We start from the raw sequence: 19,414 nt of genomic DNA on the forward strand, positions 1-19,414 counted from the left end.
AACCGGGCTGTCGCCGGCCAGGCGCAGGCTGCGCGGCGAAACCCCGCCGCCAGGCTTTGCCACGACCATGCGCCCCCTGGAACAGCAGATCGTCGAACGCTATCCGCACTGGTTCCGCGGCCGTCGCGCCGGGCTGACCCGGCCACTGCTGCGCACCCTGGGCCGCTGGTCCCGCTTGGACCAGGCCTATGCCTTCCTGGCCGATCACGGCCACCTGCACGGACTCGACTTCGTCGATGCCGCCATCGACCACCTCAACCTGCGGCCGACGGTCGACCCCGCCGCGGAGCGGCGCATCCCGGCGCAGGGCCGGTTGCTGATCGTGGCCAACCATCCTTCCGGTGCGCTGGACGCCCTGGCGCTGCTGCAACTGGTCGGTCGTGTGCGGCGTGACGTGAAGATCGTCGCCAATGACTTCCTGACGGGGATCGCGCCGCTGGCCAGCCTGTTGCTGCCCGTCCGCATCCTTGGTGGCAAGCCGGGCGCAGACAGCGTGCGCGCGGTCGAACAGGCGCTGGAAGCCGAGCAGTGCGTGATCGTGTTCCCCGCCGGCGAGGTGTCCCGGCTTGGCCCGCGGGGCGTGCGCGATACCCGTTGGCGCCGGGGCTTCCTCCGCTTCGCCCAAACGACAGCCGCACCGGTACTGCCCATCCGGGTGGAAGCGCGCAATTCGGCGCTGTTCTACGGTGCATCGGCGCTGTTCAAGCCGGCCGGCACGGCGTTGCTTGCGCGCGAAATGTTCCGTCGCCATCAGCGGCGCTTGCGGTTGCATGTGGGGCAGTGCCTGCGCATGGATGCGCAGGAGGATGCCGCTGCGCAGATCCTGCGCGTGCGCAAGGCGCTGTATGCGTTGGGGGGCGGGGTGGAACTGCCCGTGCCGGACGCTGGCGAGCCACTGGAGCCCCTGGTCGATGCGCTGGCGCCGGAAGCGCTCGAAGCCTGCATCGCTTCGCTCGACGTGCTGGGCGAAACCAGCGATGGAAAGCGCATCTGCGTGGGGCGCCTGGCCGGAGGCTCGGCGCTGCTGCGCGAGATCGGGCGTCTGCGCGAGTTGACATTCCGAGCCGTGGGCGAGGGCACCGGCAAGCGGATGGACGTGGATGCCTTCGATGCGTGGTACGAGCACATCGTGCTGTGGGATGCCGCGCAGCGGAAGATCGCCGGCGCCTATCGGATCGCGCGCGGCGCGCCGGTGCTGGCGGCGCAGGGCCTGAAGGGCCTCTACACGGCCTCGCTGTTCGACTACGCCGACGACGCGCTGCCTCGCCTGGTCGCCGGCATGGAACTGGGGCGCAGTTTCGTGGTGCCCGACTACTGGGGCAGCCGCAGCATCGACTACCTGTGGCAGGGCATCGGCGCGTACCTGCGCCGCCATCCGCGGGTGCGCTACCTGTTCGGCGCAGTGTCGATGAGTGCGGCGCTGCCGCTGGATGCGCGCGAGCAGATCGTCGCGTACTACGCCCACTACTACGGCGACCCGAACGGCGAAGCACGCTCGCGCCATCCGTTCCGCTACACCGCCACGCCCCCCCGCTTCGATGCGCTGGATGCCGACACCGCGTTCCGCGTGCTGAAGACCAACCTGGACACGGTGGGGGCGACCGTGCCGATGCTCTACAAGCAGTACACCGACCTGTGCGAACCCGGTGGTGCGCGCTTCCTGGCGTTCGGCGTCGATCCTGATTTCAGCGACTCCATCGATGGCCTGATCGAAGTGGACCTGCACCGGATCCGGCCGAGGAAGCGGGAACGCTACCTCGGCGACACGTGGCGTCCGATGGAGACGGCGGCATGAGCCCGCTGGCCGCGCCACCCCCGATGCGGCGCGCGGTCTTCGTCTCCGACGTCCACCTCGGTTCCAAGCACTGCCATGCAGCAGAGTTCGCCGACTTCCTCGCCGGCCTGCGCTGCAGGCGCCTGTATCTGGTGGGCGATATCGTCGACCTGTGGTGGATGGCGCAGCGCCGCGCGTCGTGGGATGCGGCCCACAATCGGGTCGTCGAGGCGCTGCACGCGCTGGCACGCAACGGCACCGAACTCATCTATGTCCCCGGCAATCACGACCGGCCCATCCGGCGGTTCTGCGGCCTGATGCTGCCCGCCATGCAGGTCAGGCGCCGCGCGATCCACACCACACTGGACGGGCGCAGGCTGCTGGTGACGCATGGCGACGACTACGATGGCATCACCCACTTCGGCGGGCTGCAGGAGAAGTTCGGCGACTGGCTCTACTACCGCATCCTCACCGGCAACCGGCTGACCAACCAGCTGCGTCGCCGGCTCGGCCTGCGCTACTGGTCGCTGGCGGAATACCTGAAGCGGCAGAGCGATGCGGCCGAGCGCTACATCGCCCGCTTCGTGCAGGCGGGCCTGGACGATGCGAAGTGCCGCGGGCTGGACGGCATCGTCTGCGGACACATCCATCGCGCGTCGCTGCTCCAGCGCGATGGTCTGCTGTACGCGAATGACGGCGACTGGGTCGAAAGCCTCACCGCGCTCAGCGAGGAGGCCGACGGCACGCTGTGCCTGCTCTCGCATAGCGGCAAGGTGCTGGCCGAGGTTGCGCCGCGCCTGCGCCTGGTCCCGCAGGACGTGTCGCGCGCGGCGTGAGGAATCCCTTCGGCGGCTGCTAGGATCGCCGCATGGATTCCCTCAGCCAGATCGTCCTCGGCGGTGCCATCACCGCCGCCATCGCCCCCGCCGCGCATCGCCGTGCCGCGCTGCTCGCCGGCGCGGCCCTCGGCACGCTGCCGGACCTCGACAGCCTGCCCATCGCATTGTTCTCGGACAACCCGGTCACGCTGATGACCGTGCACCGCAGTTTCAGCCATTCGCTATTCGTGTTGCCCCTGGTCGGCTGGCTGGTCTGGTGCCTGTTCAAGCGGTTCGGCAATGGGCGGGTCGCCGCATCGCCGACGCGGTGGTTCTGGGCCATCCAGTTGGCCCTGGTCACGCATCCGCTGCTGGACGCCTTTACTGTCTACGGCACGCAGCTGTGGTGGCCGCTGACGCCACCGCCGGTCATGTGGTCCAGCGTCTTCATCATCGACCCGCTGTACACGGTGTGGTTGCTGGTGGCCTGCATCGTGGCGTGGTTCCTGCGCGAACGCGCCGCGGCGCAACGCGCTCTCGCGGTCGGCCTGGTGTTGAGCAGCGCATACCTGGGGTGGTCGCTGCTGGCCAAGGCCATGGTCGATCGCGAGGCGGAGCGGACGCTTGCCTCGATGGGGCTGGACGGTGCGCCTCGCTTCTCCGTGCCGATGCCGTTCAATACGCTGCTGTGGCGCGTGGTGGCGATGACGCCGTCCGGATACGTGGAAGCGGAGCGATCCGTCCTGGCCGATGACGGTCCGCTGCGGTTCCGCGGCTATTCGTCCAACGTGCAGGCACTGGCGGAGGCACACGCTGTTCCGGCGGTCCAGCGGCTGACCTGGTTCAACCGCGGCTTCATGCGCGCGCGAGTGCAGCAGGATCGCCTGGTGCTGTCGGATCTGCGGATGGGGTTGGAGCCGGACTACAGCTTCAGCTTCGAAGTGGCCGAACGACGCGACGGAGCGTGGACTCCGGTGACGCCGGTGCAACAGCCCTGGGCCGCACCGGTGTCGGGCACGGAAGGGCTGCTGCAATTGGTTGCCGCCATGTGGCATCGCATCCGTCATCCATCAACGGAGCCATTGCGGTCCGCCATCGGCTGACGCGTCATGGAAGCCGGCGCGTCAGCCCCGTGGGACAGGCGAGGCGTCAGGAGCCAGTGAGCCGTTCCTTGCGGACGGAGTCCGCGGGTTGCGCTGCCGGCACCGCGTCCACCGCAACACGTTGCTGCGGGCTGGAATCGGTGCGGCGTTCCAGGACGAACGACTCGCCGTTCAACGCACGCCGGAAATTGTCTTCACCCACCGCGGCACGGAACTGGGTGGCAGCGCGTTGGTAGGAAGCGCGATATTCCGGGAAAGCGGTGCGCGGACCGATCACCATCTGTACCTTGCGTTCGCTCATGCCAGTGTACTCGGCAAGTTGTTTGATGCTGTCGCCGGCCTGCACGGAGAAGGGCAGGGCGAACAAGGCGACGAAGAGCGGGGTTCTTGCATTCATGACAGCCTCCAGGGGAGGTGATTACCGCTTGTTGGCTGCGGTACTCCGCAGGCCGGCGGGGGAACCGGCCTGCCCATCCTCATGCTGCAGGGCCGTGCGCCCCAGTGCCGGAAAGCACGGTGACTCAGGTCATGTTTAGCGCGCGTATACCTTCATCAGTAAACCGTTGCGCGCGCCTGCACGAACGCATAGAAGAACACCGCATCCGGGTCGTTCTGCACATCGCGCATTTCCCGGCGCATGCCATCCACGACGTCCTGCGTCACGCGGCCGGCTTCGACCAGCGAGTCGGCCGCCGACAGCAGAAGTTCTTCCCAGAACGCGATCATGTCCTTGCGCCGCGCCGGCTCGCGGTTGTCGAAGTGCACCGTCTTGATCTCGGTCGCGACGTCGCGGTAGCCGCCGGCGAGCAGCAGGTTGCCCAGCTTCGCGCCGATGAACGGGTCGCCGCCGCTGTCGTACTGGAAGTCGTTGAATGCCATCCAGTAGCGCCATGTATTCGGCGAATAGGGATGCAGCAGGAACGAAGAGTTCATCACTTCGGTGATGTAGATCGGCGAACCGGGTGCCAGCACGCGGCGCACTTCGCTCAGCACGCGTGCCGGGTTCGGCACATGCTCCAGGATCCAGCACAGGAAGGCAGCGTCGAACTCGCGCGCGCCGTAAGGCAGCCGGCTGGCATCCGCCTGCTGCAGGGTGTAGCGGTCGCGGCACCAGGGCATGGTGGCCAGGTTCTGCCGCGCGGCCTGCAGTTGCACGTCGTTGAGGTCGACGCAGGTCACGTGCACGTCGGGGAAGCGACGCAAGAGGATCTCGGTCTGAGCCCCCACGCCGCTGCCCACCTCCAGCAACCGGCGTGCCCCGGTGTAGTCGACATGGTTGAACAGCGTGCTTTCGAGCAGGCGCGCCTGCTTCATCAGGCGCGCCTGTTCAACCGACGAGAATCCATGAAGGTAGGCAGGGCGTTCATCGTTCTCGGACATGGGCTCTCTCCTCAGGCGGCAGCGGGCAGTACCGGCGCGACGCCGGCGATCAGGGCATCGAAGTAGTCGCGTGTCAGCCGCACCTGCTCGTCAGCGCTCTCGGCGCGATTGACCACCGCGCGGAATGCGAGGTTCTCGGGGCGGTCCCTGGCGTACCAGCCCAGGTGCTTGCGCGCGATGCGCACGCCCTGCGGTTCGCCATAGAAGTCGTGCAACGCCTGCAGGTGGCCCATCAGGATGTCGCGGACTTCATGCAGGGATGGCGCCGGTAGAGATTCGCCCGTGGCGAGGAAGTGGGCGACCTCGCGGAAGATCCACGGGCGCCCCTGCGCGGCGCGGCCGATCATCACGGCGTCGGCACCGGTCTGCGCCAGTACGTGCGCCGCCTTGTCCGGGGAATCGATGTCGCCGTTGGCCACCACGGGAATGCGCAGCGCGGCCTTGATCGCGGCGATGGTTTCGTACTCGGCGCTGCCGGTGTAGTGCTGGTCGCGGGTGCGACCATGCACCGCCAGCGATGCGATGCCGCTTTCCTGCGCGATGCGCGCGATCACCGGGCCGTTGCGGTGGTCGCAATCCCAGCCGGTGCGGATCTTCAGCGTCACCGGCACATCGACGGCCTTCACCACCGCTTCCAGGATGCGGCCCACCAGCGACTCGTCGCGCATCAGCGCGGAACCCGCCCAGGTGTTGCACACCTTCTTCGCCGGACAGCCCATGTTGATGTCGATGATCTGTGCGCCGTGGTCGGCGTTGTAGCGCGCGGCATTCGCCAACTGCTCCGGTTCGGTGCCGGCGATCTGCACGCTGACCGGGCTTGGTTCGCCCTCGTGGTCCATGCGGTGCAGCGACTTGGAGGTGTTCCAGAAACGCGGGTCGCTGATGGTCATTTCCGACACCGCCATGCCCGCGCCAAGCCGCTTGCACAGCAGGCGGAATGGCTTGTCGGTGACGCCGGCCATGGGGGCCAGCATCACCGCCGGTTCGATGCGGTAGGGGCCGATCTGCATGGCGGCATTGTACCGCCGGCCCCCCAGGGTCAGTGCCGGCGGCGTCGCGCGCGCCAGAACAGGAAGCCGGTCACCAGAAGGAAAGCGGGCAACAGACCTGCGGCGGCGATGGTCCATTGCCATGCACGCCCACCCACGAAGCCGCCATGCAACGGATACATCGCCTCGCTGATGCGGGCGCCGGCATCCTGCGCTGTCGCATCGTGCACCTGCACCGCGCTTGCGCGGTATGGATCCATCCAGACAACGCTGCGGCCGTTGGGGTGCCACTCACCGGGAGCGCGGAAACGGATCGACACCATGGCGTCATCGCCCTTGGGCAGGCTGATGCGGCGGAGTTCGCTGCCACGCGGGGCCGCATCCGCTGCGGTGAGCAGCACGGCCCGCCAATCGATGGAGGTGGTCTCCCGTTCGATCGGCAAGGGCGGCACGACCTCGGGCCCGTCGCCGAACGTCCAGCGAAGCGCACTTCGCAACGGCTGGCTGTACACCATCGCCACGCCGGTGAAGGTCACCACCAGCAGCAATGGCAGCAGGAAAACCCCCAGGCTGCGGTGCCAGCTGAGCCAGCGCCGGGGTGGCGGGCGCGCATGCCAGCGCAGGCTTGAGGCCAACGACGCCAGGCGCGGCCACCACAGGTAAAGTCCGGACAACAGCATGAACAGCGCCACGATTCCGAATGCGCCCAGCACATCCTCGCCGGCCTCACCGGCCAGCAGGTGCGTGTGCAGGTCGCGCAGCCACATCACCGCGTCGTTGCCGGTGTTGCGCACCAGCAACGGCTCGCCACTGGCGGCATCGAAGTAATGGCGTTCGCCCTCGCTGGCGAACGCTTGCCAGGCGGGCAGGCGCGGAGAGGGCAGGTCGATGGAACGGATGCCCCTGTCTTCCGCACCTGCCACGACCCGCGCCAGCGCATGGCCCTGCAGCGCGAGCGGCGGCAGCCGTTCGCGTGCCAGTTCGGGATGAGCAGCCAACAGCAGTTCGGATTGGAATGCCAACACCGTGCCGGTCAGCGACACTGCCGCGAACACCAGACCGGCGGACAGTCCCAGCCACAGGTGCAACCACTTCAGCATGGCGCGGACACGCCATGCGGAGGGGGTCGATATGGCCTGGCGAGGGAACATGCGGGGCGTTGTCGGCGTGGATCAGAAGCGGTGCGACCAGCCCACCGTCAGCACTCGCCCACGTCCGGCGGTGTAGGTGTCGTTGCGGGGCGTGCTCTGCGAGTAGTAGGTGACGTACTGCTCGGAGAAGACGTTCTCGACGCCCACGCTCAGCGTACCGACGGGCAGCCTGACGCGTGCCAGAAGATCCACGGTGGTGTACCCGTCGAAGCCGGCGACCTGGTTGCCGCGCAGGTCGAAGTCGCGGTCCAGTGCCTTGCTCGCCTGCAGGCGCACGTCCACCGATGGCGTGAACGACGCTTCCCAGAACCCGGTGACCCGATCGGGGCTGATATTGATGCCCGGCAGATCGCTGTCGACGCGGCCATCGGCATTGCTGTCGTAGCGCCCTTCGCTGCGCGCGTAGGCCAGGCCCGCGCGCATGCCGTCGCTGAAGCGGAACGACAGGCTGCCATCGAAGCCCTTGATTTCGGTCCGTTCGCGGACCACCGCGTACGTCTGCGTCGCGGTATCGAAGGCCAGGCGCGAGCCCAGGTCGGAGTCGGAGCGATACAGGGCCAAGTGCAGCAGCCAGCGGCCGTCGTCGTAGTCCAGGCCGATCTCCTGGTTGTCGGCGATCACGGGCTGCAGGTCGACCAGGCTGTCCACCCGCTGGCCGGCCGCGGTGATGCCGCGCAGCACGCGACCGATATCGGCCACGGTGTAGCCTTCGGCATAGGACGCGTACAGCTTCAGTGCATCGGTGGCTTCCCACACCAGGCCCAGGTTCGGCAGCGTCTCGCTGGTCCTAGTGGTGCCGCCGGTGACCAGGTAGCGCGTTCCCTTCACGCCGGCCGGTACGGTGCGCTGGTCGGGGATGGTGAGGTAGTCGTCCACCTGCAGTTCGCCGCGCTCGTGGCGAAGGCCGCCCGTCAGCAGCCAGGCGTCGGCGAACCGCCATTCCGCCTGCACGAAAGGCGACACCGATTCGTAGGTCGTTTCCGGCACCCAGTCGATCCCTGCGTAGACCAGTTCCTGGTAGGTGCTGTCGCGGGCAAGGTCGAGTCCGAACGTGCCGCGCAGGTTCAGTCCGAACAGGTCGCCGCGCGACCAGCTGAACTTGCCGCCCAGTTTTTCGGATGCGTTCTGCGACTGGTCGTACCAGTCCGGGTCGCGTCCGTCGCCCCAGAAATCGCCCCAGTAGCTGCCGCCGTAGAGGGCCTTGAAATCCACCCAGTACAGCTGCGTCTGCAGGAAGCCGCCGGCGAAATCGTGATCGGTGTAATCCAGCACCACCGAGGTCGAGCGATTGCGGGTGCCTTCGCCTTCGCTGCCGCCGGGCGCGGACGTGGCCAGCTGGCCGGTGGCGATGTTGCCCAGCACGGTGTGGTAATCGTTGTTGCCCTGCAGTTCGTAGCGGTTGGCGCTGACCTGCAGCCGGCGCTGGTCGTCGAGATTCCAGCCGACCTTGGCGAACAGGTTGTGGCTGCGCGCGTCCATCAGATCGCCCTGGACATCGTTGACGGCGATGGCCCGGCCATCGCCGTCGTAGTAGAGCCCCTCGCTGGCAAGGGACGCGCCCCCGACGAAGTCGACGTCGCCGCGGCGCGTGCCGAAGACGTAGGACGCCTTGTAGCCCGCGCTGTCGTCTCCCCTGGGGGCCGCGACACTTCCGCTGACGCTGACGTCGTGGAACGTCTCGCCGTCTTTCCGGGGGGCGCGCTTGGTGATGATGTTGATGATGCCGCCGGAGGCGCCCAGCCCCTGCAGCGCATTGGCACCATGGATCACCTCGATGCGCTCGATCATCGCCGGGTCGATGGTGTGGCCGTCGCGCCCGCCTTCGCGCAATGGCGTCGACTGCGGTACGCCGTCGACCAGATACAGCGGCTTGCGGCCGCGCAGGTTCTCACCGGCGTTGGTCAGCTTCTGGCGTGAAGGCGTGAATGCGGGAATCAGGTTGGCGAGGACTTGGGACAGGTCCTGTGTCAGCGCCAGCTGCTGATCCAACTGCTGGCGATCGATGATGGTGATGGTATTCGGCAGTGCCGCGGCCGAATCCGGAATGCGGCTGGTGCTTGCCGAGACCGTCACGCGGTCGAGTTTGACAGCGTCATTCGACTGCGCAACGGCGATGGGGCTCAGGACAGACGAGAGGGCGAGCGAAAGCAGGCTCAGACGAAGCGGAAGGGTCATGGGGGACAGGTCTGGGATATCGGACCCGTCCATTTTAAATGAGAATGGTTATCAGTAGCCAGGGGTGTCGGCGGCGGCCATCCGGCTCAACTCCCGACCGGAACCCTTGTTCAGCCGGACACCGTGTCGAAGCGTGCCTGCATCTCGCTCAACAACGGCATGGCCAGCGCCGCTCCGTTCCTTTCAGTCGAAAGGGCCGCGTAACGGTTTGCGAAGCGAACGTGATCAGCGAATACCGGCGAGCCGCCCGCCGCCAGCGAGGCGGCCAGTGCGCCGTTGAAGGCATCACCGGCACCGGTGGTGTCGATGGCATTGACGCTCTCCGCGGCCACCCGGTAGTGCGCGCGCGTATCGCCGCGCAACTGCTCGTCGGGGTGCGATACGTAGACGCCGGTGGCGCCCAGCGTGACAACGACGATGCCGTGCGGCAACAGCAGGCGGCAATGCTGGTGCAGGGTCACGCCGTCCAGCGTGGCGACATCGTCGGCACTGATGCGCTCGCCCAGATGGCGCGCCAACAGGGCGGCGAATTCGGTTTCGTTGGGCGTAATGATGTCCGCGTGGGACAGCAGATCGGTCGTGGTGGCGGCATTCGCGGGCGCGGGATTCAGTACCGTCATCGCACCATGTTGACGTGCGGCCTGCAGGGCTGACAGCACGGCGTCCGTGGGTGATTCCAGCTGCACGAGCACGACGGCGGAGTTCGCGAACGCTGCGTCCTGTTGCCATACGAACGCGGTATCGAGCGCCGCGTTGGCGCCGGCACCGATGACGATCATGTTGCGGCCGTGCCCATCCACATAGATGCCGGCCGTACCGGTGGGCTCGTCGGTGGCCTGCGCGCGCAGGTCCATACCGTTGTGTGCCGCCAGTTCACGCGCGAGCGTGCCGCCGGCATCGTTGCCCAGGGCACAGACGAAGGTGGTGGAGGTGCCCGCGCGGGCTGCCGCCATGGCCTGATTGAAGCCTTTTCCGCCCGGACCGCTGGCATAGCGTCCGGCGATGGTTGCGCCGGCATTCGGCAGGGTATCGCAGCGCCATACGTGGTCGACATTGAAGGAGCCCACGACGACGACGTGGAAGGCGGAGGATGATGGCGTGTTCATGGTGCGGTACCTGCAGTCCGGACCGCAGCAGCGCCACGGTCACGGGAGGGAAACGTAAACGGAAGGAGCGGGGCGGCCGTCGGCCGCCCGGCCCGGATCAGCCGAAGTTCGAGAGCACGCCGGCGATGGTGGCCGTCATCAGCGTGGCGATGGTGCCGCCCAGCACGGCGCGCAGGCCGAAGCGCGCCAGGTCCGAGCGCCGCTCGGGCGCAAGCCCGCCGATGCCGCCGATCTGGATGGCGATCGAGCTGAAGTTGGCGAAGCCGCACAGCGCATAGGTGGCGATCAGCTTGCCTTCTTCCGACAGCGTCACGCCCGGGACCTTGCCGTTGACGATGTCGGCAAGCTGCAGATACGCGACGAACTCGTTGATGACGACCTTCTGGCCGATCAGCGAGGCGACCGTGGTCGCGTCCTGCCACGGCACGCCGATCACCCACGCGATAGGGGCCAGCAGGTAGCCGAAGATCGTGGCCAGGTCGGTCGGCTTGCCGATCGCCGCCGCCAGGCCGGTGGCTTCACCGAACCATGTCAGCGGCCAGTTGAGCAGGGCGATGAGGGCGATGAAGGCGAGCAGCATCGCGCCGATGTTCAGCGCCAGCCTCAGGCCATCGCCTGCACCGGCGGCGGCGGCATCGATGATGTTGCTGGAGGTCTTCTCCACTTCCATCTTCACCGTGCCGCGCGTCAGCGGCGTGCCGGTTTCCGGGATCAGCAACTTGGCGACCACCAACGTGGCCGGGGCCGCCATGATGCTGGCGGCGAGCAGGTGCTTGGCGTAGAAAGCCTGCTGCTCGGCATCGCCCCCACCCAGCATGCCCACGTAGGCCGCCAGCACGCCGCCGGCGATGTGCGCCATGCCGCCGATCATCATGGTGATCAGCTCGGACTCGGTCATCTTCGGGATATACGGGCGCACCGTCAGCGGCGCCTCGGTCTGGCCGATGAAGACGCTGGCGCAGACGCTGGTGGTTTCCGCGCCCGACACCTTCATCACCTTGGTGATGGCCAGTGCCATGATCCGCACGATGAACTGCATCACGCCGAGGTGGTACAGCACGCCCATCAGTGCCGCGAAGAAGATGATGGTGGGCAGCACCTGGAAGGCGAAGATGAAACCGTAGGTTTCGGTGTTCATCAGGCTGCCGAAGATGAAGCTGGAACCGGCATTGACGAAACTGAGGATCTTCACGAAGCCGTGGCCCAGCGCGTCGAACACTTCGCGCCCGCCCGGCACCAGCAGCACCAGGGCGGCGAAGGCGATCTGCAGGGTGATGCCGGTGGCGACCAGCTTCCAGTCGATGGCCTTCCGATTGTTGGAAAACAGCCAGACGATGCCGATCAGCACCGCCAGGCCGAACAGGCCAAAGCCGATCCGCCCCAAGACTTCCAGCATGTATTCCCCCAGACCTTGCATATTGTTCTGACCGCGGAGTCTAGCAGCGCCCGGCCCGGCCCCGGTTGTTCAGCCAACACCTCGCACGGCGACCCACACGGCCAGGGCGAGGAATACCGCCGCCGCCAGGCTGCGGGCCAGCTTCAGCGGCAGCCTGTCAGCAAAGCGGTGGCCCAGCCAGACCACCGGCAGGTTGGCCAGCAGCATGCCGATCGTGGTGCCGGCAATGACCTGCCACAGCGGGTCGTACCGGGTGGCCAGCAGGACGGTGGCCACCTGGGTCTTGTCGCCGATCTCGGCCAGGAAGAAGGCCACCGTCGTTGCCAGGAACGCACCATGCGCGGGCAGGTTGTCGGCCTCGTCCTCCAAAGTGTCCGGCTTCAGCGTCCACACGGCCACGGCCAGGAAGCTCGCCGCCACGACCCAGCGCAGCACCTCGGGCGACAGCCATTCGGTCAGCTCCGCGCCCAGCCACGCCGAGATCGCATGGTTGACCAGCGTGGCGACGAGGATACCCAGCGCTATCGGCCATGGCTTGCGGTAACGCGCCGCCAGCAACAGAGCAAGCAACTGCGTCTTGTCGCCGATTTCGGCCAGGGTGACGGTGCCGGTGGAAACCAGCAGGGCATGCAGGGACAGCATCAGCAACTCCGGGGCCAGGCATTCGCGTCGAACGCGAAGGCAAACGACGCACTGCCCGGCCCGGGTAAGCGCGACGCCTGCCTTCGGTCTTGCCCGGCGAAGCGGATCGCTTCGTCCCGCGCACCATGGTCGGCGACCAAGTGTGTTGACGCGCGGACCCCGTCAGGACGGGTGGGCTACTCCCCGGAGGAGGAAAGTGCGCGCATTGTACGGAGGCACCGCCCGCCGCGGCGGAGTCATTCTCATTTGTGCGGGCATCGCGTGGTCGCCCGGTCGAACGGCGCTAGGATGGGGCGTTGTCACCGGAGCACGCTATGCACTACCGACGCCTGGGCAATTCTGGCCTGCAGATCTCCGCACTGTCCTTTGGTGCCTGGTTGACCTTCGGGCAACAGGTCGGACGCGCAGAGGCGCGCGAACTGATCGCGCTGGCCTGGGACCAGGGGATCAACTTCTTCGACAACGCCGAGGTGTACGGTCATGGCGAAGCCGAGCGCGTAATGGGCGAGGTGTTGCATGACTTGGACCTGCCACGCGACGGTTACTGCGTATCGAGCAAGGTCTGCTTCGGTGCCGTGGAGAATCCGCGCCCGACCCAGCGCGGACTGTCGCGCAAGCATGTGGTCGAAGGCTGTCATGCGGCGCTGCGGCGGCTGCAGGTTGATTACCTGGACCTGTACTACTGCCACCGTCCCGACCCGGACACGCCGGTCGAGGAAACGGTATGGGCGATGGATACGCTGGTGCGGCAGGGGAAGGTGTTGTATTGGGGTACGTCGGAATGGCCAGCCGCGCGCATCCGCGAGGCCGCCACGATCGCGCGCCGGCATCATCTGCACGGGCCGACCATGGAACAGCCCCAGTACAACCTGCTGCACCGGCAGCGGGTGGAACTGGAATATGCGCCGCTGTACGCGGAACTCGGGCTGGGAACCACCACCTGGTCGCCCCTCGCGTCCGGTCTGCTGACCGGCAAGTACGACGCTGGCGTGGCCGCGGACACGCGACTCGGCCAGCCCGGACACGAGGAACTTCAGCGCATGGTCTTCGGCGCCGCGGGCGCACGCAGGCGGGAGCGCGCCCGGCGGTACGCCCAGGTCGCCGGCGAACTGGGCGAAAAGCCCGCGCCGCTGGCCATCGCCTGGTGCCTGCGCAACCCTCACGTCTCCAGCGTCATCCTGGGCGCCAGCCGCCCGGAGCAACTGCGCGAAAACCTCACGGCGCTCGAGCTGGCAGCGCGCTACGACGATGCCGTGTGGGCCCGGCTGACCGCGGCGGCCGATTGAACCGCATGAAAGCCGGCACGGACCCGTTGACTCCGTAATAAGAATCATTATCATCAAGTTCCGTTCCGCCACGGAGCTTCCCGATGATCTCGAATGTCACTGCCTTGCCCACCATCGACACGCCGGCGCTGCGCGAGCGCCTGTCCCTGCCGCAGGCTGCACCTCGCGCCGAGGAAGCGCTGGACAGCGATGCACTGCTCAAGGGGCAGCGCGAAGTGCTGATCCGCCATGGCGATCGCGTCTATCGCCTGCGTCACACCAGCAACGACAAGCTGATCCTCACCAAATAGCCACGCAGTCCGGCATCGCCCTTCAAGGCGGTGTCCGTCGCAGGCCGTCGTCCTGCGGTCACTCCCTCTCTCCACCGGGCGCCAGCCAAGGATTTTCCGGCCGCCAGCCTTCCGGGTTCTCCATCACCCACAGGAAAGCTGTACGCCATGATGCGCCCCACGCTGCTTACCGCGGCCGTGTGGCTGGCCTTTGCCGGGCCCGCCTACGCTGCACCCGAAGCCACGATGGCTTCGCCCGCTTCCGCCGATGCCGGCACGCACGAACTGGAGCGCATCCAGGTCACCGCTACGCGCAGCGAACGCGCGGTCGTCGACGTGCCGAACATCGTCAGTGTGATCGATCGCGAGGAACTGGACGATCACCTGGTCCGCGACATCAAGGATCTGGTGCGCTACGAACCCGGCGTGACCGTCACTTCCAGCTTCGGCCGCTTCGGCCTGGGGGGTTTCCGCATCCGCGGGCTGGAAGGCAATCGTGTGCGTATCCAGACCGATGGCATCGCCGTGTCCGATGCGTTTTCCATCGGCAGCTTCTCGAATGCCAATCGCGATTTCGTGGATCTCGATACGCTGAAGCAGGTCGAGATCGTGCGCGGCCCGTCCAGCTCGCTGTACGGCTCGGATGCACTCGGCGGCGTGGTGTCCTTCATCACCAAGGATCCGTCCGACTACCTGGATGAAGGCAAGGACGCCTACTTCGGCTTCCGCCTCGGTCATGACAGCAGCTGGAATGGCCTGTTCGGCAATGCCACTGCCGCGTTCGGCGGAGAGCGCTGGAGCGGTCTGGTGAACGTCAGCCATCGCCAGGGCCAGGAGACCGAGAACCAGGCCAATGCCGGTGGCACGGGGGCGGCACGCACGTTGCCGAACCCGCAGGAGCGTGACGGCCGCAGCCTGCTGGCCAAACTGGTGTTCGCATCTGGTGAAGGCCAGCGTTTCAAGCTGACGGTGGAAGGCAATGAAGACAGCGCCGACACCGACCTGCTGAACCAGCAGGGATACCAGTCGCTGACGCGCGCCATCAACGATCGCGTCATCGCGCGCGATCACCAGACCCGCGCACGGGTGGCGTTCTCGCACGAATGGGACGACCTGTCGGCGGCCTTCGCCGACAGCCTGGACTGGCAGGTGTATCGCCAGGACAGTGAGACCACCCAGTACACGCGCGAGGAGCGCACGCTGGCGGCGCCGCCGCTGCGCGACATCCGCGAGCGCGAGTTCAATTTCGATCAGCGGACGTATGGCCTGCAGGCGAACTTCCGCAAGGCGTTCGGTCAGGCGGTGCGGCATGACCTTGTCTATGGCGTGGACCTGGCGCGTGGCGAGACACGGCAGAAGCGCGACGGCCTGAGGACGTTCCCGCTGACAGGTGCCAGCACGCCGGTGATGTCGCCGGACGTGTTTCCCGTGCGCGATTTTCCGGTCAGCAGGACCACCACGGCAGCGCTGTACGTGCAGGACGAAATCGGCTTCGCCGGGGGCGCGTTCCGCCTGGTGCCGGGCCTGCGCGTGGACCACTACCGGCTGGATCCGAGGCATGACGCGATCTTCGATGCCGACAATCCCGGCGTGGCGCTGGCCGACATCCGCGAGAGCAGCGTTTCGCCCAAGCTGGGCATGGTGTGGAAATTCGCGCCGGCCTGGTCGCTGTTCGGCGGATACGCGCACGGCTTCCGTTCGCCGCCCTACAACGACGTCAACATCGGCTTCACCAACGTGCAGTTCGGCTACACGGCCATCGCCAACCCGGATCTGAAGCCGGAAACCAGCGATGGGCTCGAGCTTGGCGTGCGTTACTCGGGTGATGCGATGTATGCCGAACTGAGCGGGTACTACAACGAGTATGAAGATTTCATCGCCTCCATGCGCAATATCGGGTTCGACCCGACATTGGGGCCGGCAGGATTGTCCGTGTACCAGTCGCAGAACATCGCCGAGGCGCGCATCCATGGCGTCGAGATGAAGGCGGGCGTGGATTTCGGCGCCCTGTCCGAGCGCTGGCAGGGATGGTCGCTGCGTGGCGCGATGGCGTGGTCGCGGGGCAAGGGCAGGGGGCCGGAGTCTGTGGATCTGGGCAACGGCAACACCGTCGAACAGGTCGTCACCCGTGATCTGGACAGCGTGGATCCCCTCACGGCGACGCTCGGCTTGGCGTACGACGCCGATGCCTGGGGCCTGGAGCTGGCGGGCCGGTTCGTCGAACGCAAGCAGCGCGTGTCCGATGACCGCTACTACCGACAGCCGGGCTACGGCGTGCTGGACCTGTACGCGCACTGGGACTTCGCGCCCGGTGCCAAGTTCAATGTCGGCGTTTTCAATCTTGCTGATCGCACCTACATCGAGGCGGGCGACATCGCACTGGTCGCAGCCGACAGCACCACGCTGGACCGCTACACCGCGTCCGGCCGCTCGCTGTCGGTCAGCGTGGCGGTGAGTTGGTAGCCGCCATGGCGACACTGCGCGCGCTGCAGGGCTCTGTCACCGGCAGGTCACGGGATGCGTTCCCCACCGCCTCCCAGGTGGCGGCGCTGGGTCCGGTGCTGTGTCTGTACCGCACGCAGCAGGGCAGCGAACTCGCGGGTTGGCAGCAGGCGGTGCATGTGCAGGCGCATGCCGGACTCGACAGCGATGGCCTCGATGAGCGGTTGCTGTTCTTCGATGCGCAGGGACGTTGCTGCTGGCGTCTTTGCCTGCTGCCGGACAGCGATTTCGTCGCCTGGGACCGCCTGGTGGCCTCGTTGCCGAAGGGGTGCGACGAGGGCGCGGCCGGACTGGCCGATCGCCTGTGGCAGCGCCTGGCCGGCCGCCTTCTGGGAGGCCAGTGGCGCGCCTGCGCCCTGCAGCTGCACGCGGTGCCGCAGCCTGCCTCGCTGCCGGTGCTGGCGGCGAGCCTGTCGCTGATGTCCGCCCTCGGCGTGGCCACCGCGCGCCGCATCGCGCATGCCGAAGGCGCCGAGCTTGAAAGCGGACTGCACGATGGCTGCTACGCGCCATCCGTGCGCCCCGTGAGCGCATATCCGCGGAATGAAAAGGAGGCGGACGACAACGTCGTTCCGCTGGTCAGGTTTAAATGAGAGAAGCCACCATGAAGAAGCCGGTCGCCGTCATCCTGTCGATTGCCGCCCTGTGCCACGCCGCCTCTGCCGCGGCCGATCCCGCCCGTGACCGCCAGTCCATCCTGGCGATGCAGGGTGACTACATCGTTGATTTCGCTTTCGACGAAACCGTGCTGCTGCAACCCGGCTACGAACGCCAGGCGGCCATGCGCAGTGGCGGCGACGAGACGGTGATCGTCGTCGAGGACACGCCGACCAAGATCGTCCTGCAGCACATCCTGGTCGACGCCAAGAGCGGCCATGTCACCAAGCACTGGCGCCAGGACTGGGTCTACCAGGCGCCGACACGCTTCGAGTTCAGTGCCGACCAGACCTGGAGCGTGCGTCCGGTCCCGGCCGAGGCGACCCGCGGTGCCTGGACCCAGTGCGTCTACGAAGTCAGCGATGCGCCGCGGTACTGCGGCACCGGCCGCTGGGACTACGCTCACGGCGTGGTCACCTGGACGAGCGATCTCAGCTGGCGCCCGCTGCCGCGACGCGAGTACACCAAGCGCAGCGATTACAACGCGCTGTCGGTCGTCAACCGCCACACGTTGACACCGAATGGCTGGACGCACGAACAATTCAATACCAAGGTGCTGCGCAAGCCGGATGGCACGCAGGTGGAGTTGGCGCGCGAGTTCGGCTTCAACGACTACGTGAAGACCACCGAAGTTGACTTCAGGCCCGCGCGCGACTACTGGCAGGCCACGGCAGGGTATTGGGCCAAGGTGCGGGCGCACTGGAACGGTTTCCTGTCGAAGGCGCCGGGCCTGCACCTGAAAACCAAGGTCGATGGCATGGCCATGATCATCCCGCTGTTCACCCAGGCCGGCGATGTGCAAGCCGGCAAGCCGGTGCCGGACGCGGACATCGCCAAGGTGTTCACCGATTGGGTGGAGTCCGCGCCGCCCGAACACGCCGGCACCGCGGACACAGTCCGCTGACGTTCTCTCCGGCACAGGGACGTGCCGTTCTTCCTGGAAAAAGACCCCCGCAGATGCGGGGGCAGGGGATTCAACGTGTCTCTTGTTGTAGTGCGGGTCAGAGCAGAGTGCCGGTTTTGCCGGCGGGTGGAACAGGGGGTGCGGGCGGCGGCAACGGGGCGGCTTTCCCGTCTTCGAACGTACGCAGGTTGCCGTCCTGGTCGATGATCATCACGCGCCGGCTTTCGAGGACCTTCGGCGCCGTGCCGGGCGTCGCGCCAACGCGCGGCCCTGCTTCCATCCGCGACATGGCGGGGAAATGGAACGACGTGGCTTCGGGGATCGTCAGCGTCGTGGTTTGCGTCCGGCGGTCGCGCAGGTAGTCGATCGACACCTTGGCTTCTTCGGGCCTGCCACGCAGTGCTTGCATCACTTCGCGCGGCGTGGTCACCGGCTTGCCTTCGATCCTGCGAATGACATCGCCTGCCTGCAGGCCCTTCAGCTCTTCCCCCACCGAGAGCACCAGCACGCCGATATCGGTTCCGAAGTAGCGCCCCAGCGATGGATCGACGCGGGCGAGATTCAGGTTGCTCCAGCGGAACGCTTCGGCCAGGACCGGCAGTCTGCATTCCTGCTCCTTGCAATCCCCGAGTCTGCCGAGTTGCCGGAGCTCGCGCTGCACCTCCGGTGCAATGCCCACCGGAAGATCGTCGAGCGTGATGGTGATGTCTTCATCCAGACCATTGAGTGTGTCCGCCCCGGCCATCCGATAGGTGGAGAAGGCGAACTGGGGACGGATGGGGATGGGAGTGGCTTCGGTCTCGTGGTCCCGACCATCACGCTGATAGGAAACCGAAACGGGCACGTCGATCTTCAAGTCCGCGAGGGCCGCGCGTGCGTTGGCCAGACGCTCGTCGGCACTGGTGCCGGCAATCGGCTTGCCGCCGATGCCGACCAGCCGATCGCCGGCCCTCAGGCCAGCCTTCGCCGCGCCGCTGTCGGGCGTGATGCCGGTGATACGCACGCCGGTGTCGTCATCGCCGGTCAGCAGGACACCCAGGCGTGGCTTGCGCTGGAGCGGGCTGTGCATGGGGATGGCGTGTGGAGGTACGACGGAACCCTGCGACAGTTCGGCCACGCGGCGGGCCGCCCGTTGCAGGTCGGCACGCGCCGCTTCCAGCTCCTTCTGTTGCATGGAGCCCGCGTCCTGGCGGGCGAGGCTGTCGAGGGGTGATGCCGCTGCGATGATCAGCAACGAAGCGGTGAGCAGGGCGGGTTTCATG

17 protein-coding genes are annotated in these 19,414 nt (G+C 67.0%); 8 read left to right on the forward strand and 9 right to left on the reverse strand.

All coding sequences use genetic code 11. The features are described 5' to 3' along the window. The first annotated feature begins 67 nt into the window (after positions 1-67). From IB223_RS03505 to IB223_RS03515, 3 genes are read left to right on the forward strand one after another with little or no spacing between them, the layout of a single operon-like run. Positions 68-1,795: a lysophospholipid acyltransferase family protein gene (locus tag IB223_RS03505; RefSeq protein ID WP_192200271.1), complete on the forward strand. Its 1,728-nt coding sequence runs from the start codon at positions 68-70 to the stop codon at positions 1,793-1,795. Further along, the gene (locus tag IB223_RS03510) at positions 1,792-2,610 is read left to right on the forward strand and encodes a UDP-2,3-diacylglucosamine diphosphatase (protein WP_192200272.1); all 819 of its coding nucleotides are present in this window, start codon (positions 1,792-1,794) and stop codon (positions 2,608-2,610) included. The genes IB223_RS03505 and IB223_RS03510 overlap by 4 nt, the downstream gene beginning before the upstream one ends. Positions 2,611-2,642: 32 nt before the next feature. Next, positions 2,643-3,695, forward strand: coding sequence for a metal-dependent hydrolase (locus tag IB223_RS03515; RefSeq protein ID WP_192200273.1), 1,053 nt, complete (start codon positions 2,643-2,645; stop codon positions 3,693-3,695). A gap of 46 nt (positions 3,696-3,741) precedes the next feature. On the opposite strand, the gene IB223_RS03520 is transcribed toward IB223_RS03515, so the two are convergent. The 8 genes from IB223_RS03520 to IB223_RS03555 all read right to left on the reverse strand — a co-directional run bounded on the left by IB223_RS03520 (position 3,742) and on the right by IB223_RS03555 (position 12,534). After that, positions 3,742-4,092 carry a hypothetical protein gene (locus IB223_RS03520; protein WP_192200274.1) on the reverse strand — a complete coding sequence of 117 codons (351 nt, stop codon included), beginning with the start codon at positions 4,090-4,092 and terminating at the stop codon, positions 3,742-3,744. Between the two features lie 155 nt (positions 4,093-4,247). Next, positions 4,248-5,075, reverse strand: a complete 828-nt coding sequence (locus tag IB223_RS03525) for a class I SAM-dependent methyltransferase (protein WP_192200275.1) — start codon at positions 5,073-5,075, stop codon at positions 4,248-4,250. An 11-nt stretch (positions 5,076-5,086) separates the two neighbouring features. Beyond that, positions 5,087-6,085, reverse strand: a complete 999-nt coding sequence (dusB, locus tag IB223_RS03530; RefSeq protein ID WP_192200276.1) for a tRNA dihydrouridine synthase DusB — start codon at positions 6,083-6,085, stop codon at positions 5,087-5,089. A 29-nt stretch (positions 6,086-6,114) separates the two neighbouring features. Further along, complete coding sequence (locus IB223_RS03535; protein WP_225590792.1) at positions 6,115-7,164, reverse strand: PepSY-associated TM helix domain-containing protein; 1,050 nt, start codon at positions 7,162-7,164, stop codon at positions 6,115-6,117. A 72-nt stretch (positions 7,165-7,236) separates the two neighbouring features. After that, positions 7,237-9,390: a TonB-dependent receptor gene (locus IB223_RS03540; protein ID WP_192200278.1), complete on the reverse strand. Its 2,154-nt coding sequence runs from the start codon at positions 9,388-9,390 to the stop codon at positions 7,237-7,239. A 110-nt stretch (positions 9,391-9,500) separates the two neighbouring features. Then, entirely contained in the window at positions 9,501-10,496 is a 996-nt protein-coding gene (locus tag IB223_RS03545) for a ribokinase (protein ID WP_192200279.1), read from the reverse strand. A 97-nt stretch (positions 10,497-10,593) separates the two neighbouring features. Then, a complete protein-coding gene (locus tag IB223_RS03550) occupies positions 10,594-11,892 on the reverse strand; it encodes a nucleoside transporter C-terminal domain-containing protein (protein ID WP_192200280.1) in 1,299 nt (432 codons plus the stop codon). Positions 11,893-11,961: 69 nt separating this feature from the next. Next, the gene (locus IB223_RS03555; protein WP_225590793.1) at positions 11,962-12,534 is read right to left on the reverse strand and encodes a TMEM165/GDT1 family protein; all 573 of its coding nucleotides are present in this window, start codon (positions 12,532-12,534) and stop codon (positions 11,962-11,964) included. A gap of 314 nt (positions 12,535-12,848) precedes the next feature. Between IB223_RS03555 and IB223_RS03560 the strand changes: the two genes are divergently transcribed. The 5 genes from IB223_RS03560 (at position 12,849) to IB223_RS03580 (ending at position 18,152) form a co-directional block, all read left to right on the forward strand. Further along, a complete protein-coding gene (locus IB223_RS03560; RefSeq protein WP_192200281.1) occupies positions 12,849-13,820 on the forward strand; it encodes an aldo/keto reductase in 972 nt (323 codons plus the stop codon). Between the two features lie 83 nt (positions 13,821-13,903). Then, positions 13,904-14,110, forward strand: coding sequence for a hemin uptake protein HemP (locus IB223_RS03565; protein ID WP_192200282.1), 207 nt, complete (start codon positions 13,904-13,906; stop codon positions 14,108-14,110). 225 nt (positions 14,111-14,335) lie between these two features. Beyond that, on the forward strand, positions 14,336-16,552 hold the full coding sequence (locus IB223_RS03570; RefSeq protein WP_225590917.1) for a TonB-dependent hemoglobin/transferrin/lactoferrin family receptor: 2,217 nt from the start codon (positions 14,336-14,338) through the stop codon (positions 16,550-16,552). 5 nt (positions 16,553-16,557) lie between these two features. Then, on the forward strand, positions 16,558-17,184 hold the full coding sequence (locus tag IB223_RS03575; RefSeq protein ID WP_192200284.1) for a Hemin transport protein: 627 nt from the start codon (positions 16,558-16,560) through the stop codon (positions 17,182-17,184). Positions 17,185-17,195: 11 nt separating this feature from the next. Beyond that, positions 17,196-18,152, forward strand: coding sequence for a DUF6607 family protein (locus IB223_RS03580; RefSeq protein ID WP_192200285.1), 957 nt, complete (start codon positions 17,196-17,198; stop codon positions 18,150-18,152). Positions 18,153-18,249: 97 nt separating this feature from the next. On the opposite strand, the gene IB223_RS03585 is transcribed toward IB223_RS03580, so the two are convergent. Further along, on the reverse strand, positions 18,250-19,413 hold the full coding sequence (locus tag IB223_RS03585) for a PDZ domain-containing protein (RefSeq protein ID WP_192200286.1): 1,164 nt from the start codon (positions 19,411-19,413) through the stop codon (positions 18,250-18,252). Between the last annotated feature and the right edge of the window lies 1 nt (position 19,414).

This window comes from Pseudoxanthomonas sp. PXM03 (assembly GCF_014852005.1).
GTDB lineage: Bacteria > Pseudomonadota > Gammaproteobacteria > Xanthomonadales > Xanthomonadaceae > Pseudoxanthomonas_A.

What these genes read in the sequence shown, in the direction of transcription:
- IB223_RS03525 (WP_192200275.1), bottom strand. Translation starts at nt 5,075, where the DNA reads ATGTCCGAGAACGATGAACGCCCTGCCTACCTTCATGGATTCTCGTCG.
- IB223_RS03535 (WP_225590792.1), bottom strand. Translation starts at nt 7,164, where the DNA reads ATGCTGAAGTGGTTGCACCTGTGGCTGGGACTGTCCGCCGGTCTGGTG.
- IB223_RS03565 (WP_192200282.1), top strand. Translation starts at nt 13,904, where the DNA reads ATGATCTCGAATGTCACTGCCTTGCCCACCATCGACACGCCGGCGCTG.
- IB223_RS03515 (WP_192200273.1), top strand. Translation starts at nt 2,643, where the DNA reads ATGGATTCCCTCAGCCAGATCGTCCTCGGCGGTGCCATCACCGCCGCC.
- IB223_RS03560 (WP_192200281.1), top strand. Translation starts at nt 12,849, where the DNA reads ATGCACTACCGACGCCTGGGCAATTCTGGCCTGCAGATCTCCGCACTG.
- IB223_RS03540 (WP_192200278.1), bottom strand. Translation starts at nt 9,390, where the DNA reads ATGACCCTTCCGCTTCGTCTGAGCCTGCTTTCGCTCGCCCTCTCGTCT.
- IB223_RS03550 (WP_192200280.1), bottom strand. Translation starts at nt 11,892, where the DNA reads ATGCTGGAAGTCTTGGGGCGGATCGGCTTTGGCCTGTTCGGCCTGGCG.
- IB223_RS03545 (WP_192200279.1), bottom strand. Translation starts at nt 10,496, where the DNA reads ATGAACACGCCATCATCCTCCGCCTTCCACGTCGTCGTCGTGGGCTCC.
- IB223_RS03520 (WP_192200274.1), bottom strand. Translation starts at nt 4,092, where the DNA reads ATGAATGCAAGAACCCCGCTCTTCGTCGCCTTGTTCGCCCTGCCCTTC.
- IB223_RS03580 (WP_192200285.1), top strand. Translation starts at nt 17,196, where the DNA reads ATGAAGAAGCCGGTCGCCGTCATCCTGTCGATTGCCGCCCTGTGCCAC.
- IB223_RS03555 (WP_225590793.1), bottom strand. Translation starts at nt 12,534, where the DNA reads ATGCTGTCCCTGCATGCCCTGCTGGTTTCCACCGGCACCGTCACCCTG.
- IB223_RS03510 (WP_192200272.1), top strand. Translation starts at nt 1,792, where the DNA reads ATGAGCCCGCTGGCCGCGCCACCCCCGATGCGGCGCGCGGTCTTCGTC.
- dusB (WP_192200276.1), bottom strand. Translation starts at nt 6,085, where the DNA reads ATGCAGATCGGCCCCTACCGCATCGAACCGGCGGTGATGCTGGCCCCC.
- IB223_RS03505 (WP_192200271.1), top strand. Translation starts at nt 68, where the DNA reads ATGCGCCCCCTGGAACAGCAGATCGTCGAACGCTATCCGCACTGGTTC.
- IB223_RS03585 (WP_192200286.1), bottom strand. Translation starts at nt 19,413, where the DNA reads ATGAAACCCGCCCTGCTCACCGCTTCGTTGCTGATCATCGCAGCGGCA.
- IB223_RS03570 (WP_225590917.1), top strand. Translation starts at nt 14,336, where the DNA reads ATGGCTTCGCCCGCTTCCGCCGATGCCGGCACGCACGAACTGGAGCGC.
- IB223_RS03575 (WP_192200284.1), top strand. Translation starts at nt 16,558, where the DNA reads ATGGCGACACTGCGCGCGCTGCAGGGCTCTGTCACCGGCAGGTCACGG.